This is a genomic window from Actinomyces sp. oral taxon 170 str. F0386, from assembly GCF_000195595.1.
Classification (GTDB): domain Bacteria; phylum Actinomycetota; class Actinomycetes; order Actinomycetales; family Actinomycetaceae; genus Actinomyces.
Genome location: NZ_GL882513.1, coordinates 1 through 5,204 on the forward strand (window position 1 = coordinate 1; position 5,204 = coordinate 5,204).

Here is a 5,204-nt window from a genome sequence, read left to right on the forward strand (position 1 = left end):
GGCGGGCGGGTGGGGGGTGTTGTTTGTGTCGGCCGATTAGTACCAGTCAGCTCCCAACCGTTGCCGGTCTTCCACTTCTGGCCTATCAACCCAGTAGTCTGCTGGGGGCCTACCAAGAAGGACGAGTCCTTCTTGTGGAGACCTTGTCTTGAAGATGGTTTCCCGCTTAGATGCTTTCAGCGGTTACCCGTCCCGAACGTAGCCAACCAGCCGTGCCCCGGGCGGGACAACTGGCACACCAGAGGTTCGTCCGTCCCGGTCCTCTCGTACTAGGGACAGGCCTTCTCAAGTCTCCTGCGCGCGCAGAGGATAGGGACCGAACTGTCTCACGACGTTCTAAACCCAGCTCGCGTACCGCTTTAATGGGCGAACAGCCCAACCCTTGGGACCTGCTCCAGCCCCAGGATGCGACGAGCCGACATCGAGGTGCCAAACCATGCCGTCGATATGGACTCTTGGGCAGGATCAGCCTGTTATCCCCGGGGTACCTTTTATCCGTTGAGCGACGACCCACCCACACGGGATCGCCGGATCACTAGTTCCTACTTTCGTACCTGCTCGACCCGTCGGTCTCACAGTCAAGCTCCCTTGTGCACTTGCACTCGACACCTGGTTGCCGACCAGGCTGAGGGAACCTTTGAGCGCCTCCGTTACACTTTAGGAGGCAACCGCCCCAGTTAAACTACCCACCAGGCACTGTCCCTAACCCGGATCACGGGCCCAGGTTCAGGCGCACGCCATAACCAGAGTGGTATTTCAAGGACGACTCCACCGCTACTGGCGTGGCGGCTTCAACGTCTCCCACCTATCCTGCACAAGCTATAGCGGGCGCCAATACCAAGCTGTAGTAAAGGTCCCGGGGTCTTTCCGTCCTTCTGCGCGAAACGAGCATCTTTACTCGTACTGCAATTTCGCCGAGCTCATGGTTGAGACAGCGGGGAAGTCGTTACGCCATTCGTGCAGGTCGGAACTTACCCGACAAGGAATTTCGCTACCTTAGGATGGTTATAGTTACCACCGCCGTTTACTGGGGCTTAAATTCACCACTTCACCCCCACAAAAGGGGGGTTGATGGTTCCTCTTAACCTTCCAGCACCGGGCAGGCGTCAGTCCGTATACATCGCCTTACGGCTTCGCACGGACCTGTGTTTTTAGTAAACAGTCGCTTCCCCCTGGTCTCTGCGACCCACCCCCCTAGCCCGCACGGGGCCTCAGGGTTCGGGCCCCCCTTCTCCCGAAGTTACGGGGGCATTTTGCCGAGTTCCTTAACCATGATTCACTCGTGCGCCTAGGCATACTCTGCCCGACCACCTGTGTCGGTTTAGGGTACGGGCGGCTGGCACCATCGCGTCGAGGCTTTTCTCGGCACCCCAGGATCACCCTGCTATCCCCCACCAGCGTGGGGTCACCATCACGCCTCACCCCCGTCATCAAAGACAGCCCCCCGGATTTACCTGGGCGGCGGGCTGCGCGCTTGAACGGACCAAGCCATCAGGTCCGCCGGGCTACCACTGTGCGTCACCCCTGTTAACACGCTTGCCTACCTGCACGGAGGATCCCCAGACCCCACCACCACAACCACACCACCCCCCGAAAGGAGTAGGCGCGGCCTATATGGCGGCACGGCGTGGGTTAGCACCCGCGCGTCAGCATGGGCGGTGCTTCGCCGGTACGGGAATATCAACCCGTCATCCATCGACTACGCCTGTCGGCCTCGCCTTAGGTCCCGACTCACCCAGGGCGGACTAGCCTGGCCCTGGAACCCTTGGTCATTCGGCGCTAGGGCTTCTCACCCTAGTATCGCTACTCATGCCTGCATTCTCACTCCCGCACCGTCCACCAGCAGTCACCCACAGGCTTCCCCCGGTGCAGGACGCTCCCCTACCACCCACAACCCCTGCCACCACCCCCACAAGACGGGACAGTGAAGGGAACAAACGCTGTGGGTCCGCGGCTTCGGCGGTGTGCTTGAGCCCCGCTACATTGTCGGCGCACGATCACTTGACCAGTGAGCTATTACGCACTCTTTCAAGGATGGCTGCTTCTAAGCCAACCTCCTGGTTGTCTGCGCGACCGCACATCCTTTCCCACTTAGCACACGCTTAGGGGCCTTAGCCGGCGATCTGGGCTGTTTCCCTCTCGACCACGGAGCTTATCCCCCGCAGTCTCACTGCCACGCTACAACCCGCACGGCATTCGGAGTTTGGTTGACGTCAGTAACCCTGTGGGGCCCATCAGCCACCCAGTAGCTCTACCTCCGCCGGGCAACACGCGACGCTGCACCTAAATGCATTTCGGGGAGAACCAGCTATCACGGAGTTTGATTGGCCTTTCACCCCTACCCACAGCTCATCCCCCCAGTTTTCAACCTAGGTGGGTTCGGTCCTCCACACGCTCTTACACGTGCTTCAACCTGGCCATGGGTAGATCACCCCGCTTCGGGTCCAGAACGCGCCACTACACTCGCCCTGTTCGGACTCGCTCTCGCTACGGCTACCCCACACGGGTTAACCTCGCGACACGCCACTGACTCGCAGGCTCATTCTTCAAAAGGCACGCCACCACCCCCACACACAACAAGCATGGGAGGCTCTGACGGCTTGCAAGCGCCCGGTTTCAGGTACTATTTCACTCCCCTCCCGGGGTACTTTTCACCATTCCCTCACGGTACTCATCCACTATCGGTCATCAGGAGGTATTCAGGCAGCCAAGTGGTCTTGGCAGATTCACACAGGATTCCACGAGCCCCGTGCTACTCGGGCACACCATCCCAGACACGCACCAACCAGTTCCACCTACGGGGGTATCACCCACTACGCCACGCCTTCCCAGACAATTTCGGCTACCGGCCAGCACACGCGCCCGGCCTCCGGCAGAAGACCACAGGACAGCCCCACAACCCCGCACACGCAACCCCTGCCGAGTATCACACGCACACGGTTTCACCATCATCCGCTTTCGCTCGCCACTACTCACGGAATATCTTCTCCTACGGGTACTAAGATGTTTCACTTCCCCGCGTCACCCCCCACACCCTATACAATTCAGATGCAGGTGACACGACATAACTCGTGCCGGGTCCCCCCATTCGGAAACCCTCGGATCACAGCCCGCCAGCCGGCTCCCCGAGGAATATCGCAGGCCACCACGTCCTTCATCGGCCCCTGATGCCAAGGCATCCACCGAACGCTCAAAAAAACAAACAACAACAACACACGACAAAACAAACATTGCCGCAGAAAACTTACAGTAAGATGCTCGCGTCCACTATACAGTTCACAACCAACCCACCCACACCCACACCCCACCACCCACAACAAAGGGAAGCAGAAAAGCAGGCCAGGCAACCAGGGCGCACTACCCCAGAACCCCGACAGCATGCCACCCCCACACACGCAAACACCACGCACGCGAGAGCACCCACCACCACCAAAACAGGCAGCAGCGGGCGTGTCTCCTACACCAACACACAACCAGCCACCCCCACCCCCGCCACACAAGCGAGAAGCAAGAGCAACAGCCAGCTGCCTTCCACGGACGCAGCCTCCCGGCCGGCCCAGACCACCCACGGCCCAGACAACAACAAACAACCAGGAAGCCACCCCCACACAACCTATCCTTAGAAAGGAGGTGATCCAGCCGCACCTTCCGGTACGGCTACCTTGTTACGACTTCGTCCCAATCACCAGCCCCACCTTCGACCGCTCCCCATAGGGCCACGGGCTTCGGGTGTTGCCGACTTTCATGACGTGACGGGCGGTGTGTACAAGGCCCGAGAACGTATTCACCGCAGCGTTGCTGATCTGCGATTACTAGCGACTCCAACTTCACGGTGTCGAGTTGCAGACACCGATCCGAACTGAGACCGGCTTTAAGGGATTCGCTCCACCTCACGGTATCGCAGCCCTCTGTACCGGCCATTGTAGCATGCGTGAAGCCCAAGACATAAGGGGCATGATGATTTGACGTCATCCCCACCTTCCTCCGAGTTGACCCCGGCAGTCTCCCGCGAGTCCCCACCACAACGTGCTGGCAACACGAGACAAGGGTTGCGCTCGTTGCGGGACTTAACCCAACATCTCACGACACGAGCTGACGACAACCATGCACCACCTGTGAACCAGCCCCCACAAAGGAGGAAACCCCGTCTCCGAAGCAAACCGGCACATGTCAAGCCTTGGTAAGGTTCTTCGCGTTGCATCGAATTAATCCGCATGCTCCGCCGCTTGTGCGGGCCCCCGTCAATTCCTTTGAGTTTTAGCCTTGCGGCCGTACTCCCCAGGCGGGGCACTTAATGCGTTAGCTACGGCGCGGAAAACCCGGAAAAGGCCCCCCACACCTAGTGCCCAACGTTTACGGCGTGGACTACCAGGGTATCTAATCCTGTTCGCTCCCCACGCTTTCGCTCCTCAGCGTCAGTAACGGCCCAGAGACCCGCCTTCGCCACCGGTGTTCTTCCTGATATCTGCGCATTCCACCGCTACACCAGGAGTTCCAGCCTCCCCTACCGCACTCAAGCCGGCCCGTACCCACCGCAAGCCCCCAGTTAAGCCAGAGGATTTCACGACAGACGCGACCAGCCGCCTACGAGCTCTTTACGCCCAATAATTCCGGACAACGCTCGCGCCCTACGTATTACCGCGGCTGCTGGCACGTAGTTAGCCGGCGCTTCTTATCCAGCTACCGTCAACCCACCCACACAGGGACAGGCCTGCTTCACTGGCGAAAGAGGTTCACAACCCGAAGGCCTCCATCCCTCACGCGGCGTCGCTGCATCAGGCTTGCGCCCATTGTGCAATATTCCCCACTGCTGCCTCCCGTAGGAGTCTGGGCCGTGTCTCAGTCCCAGTGTGACCGTCCACCCTCTCAGGCCGGCTACCCGTCACCGCCTTGGTAGGCCATCACCCCACCAACAAGCTGATAGGCCGCGAGCCCATCCCCCACCAAAAACACCCAAAGGCGCAATCTTTCCCACACCCACCATGCAGCAGGCACAGAATATCCCGTATTAGCCACACTTTCATGCGGTTATCCAGAAGAAGGGGGCAGGTTACTCACGTGTTACTCACCCGTTCGCCACTCATCCACACCCACCACAAAGGAAGGCGCTTCACCGTTCGACTTGCATGTGTTAAGCACGCCGCCAGCGTTCGTCCTGAGCCAGGATCAAACTCTCCAAACAAAACCAACAAAACCCCAACCAA

The 5,204-nt window shown here is 59.5% G+C and carries 2 rRNA genes; both read right to left on the bottom strand.

The features are described from left to right. Positions 1–17: 17 nt before the first annotated feature. Positions 18–3,206: ribosomal RNA gene (locus HMPREF9056_RS01935) — 23S ribosomal RNA — on the bottom strand. Positions 3,207–3,623: 417 nt separating this feature from the next. Next, a 16S ribosomal RNA gene (locus tag HMPREF9056_RS01940) occupies positions 3,624–5,182 on the bottom strand. The 16S and 23S rRNA genes sit together here, the layout of an rRNA operon. Positions 5,183–5,204 lie beyond the last annotated feature (22 nt).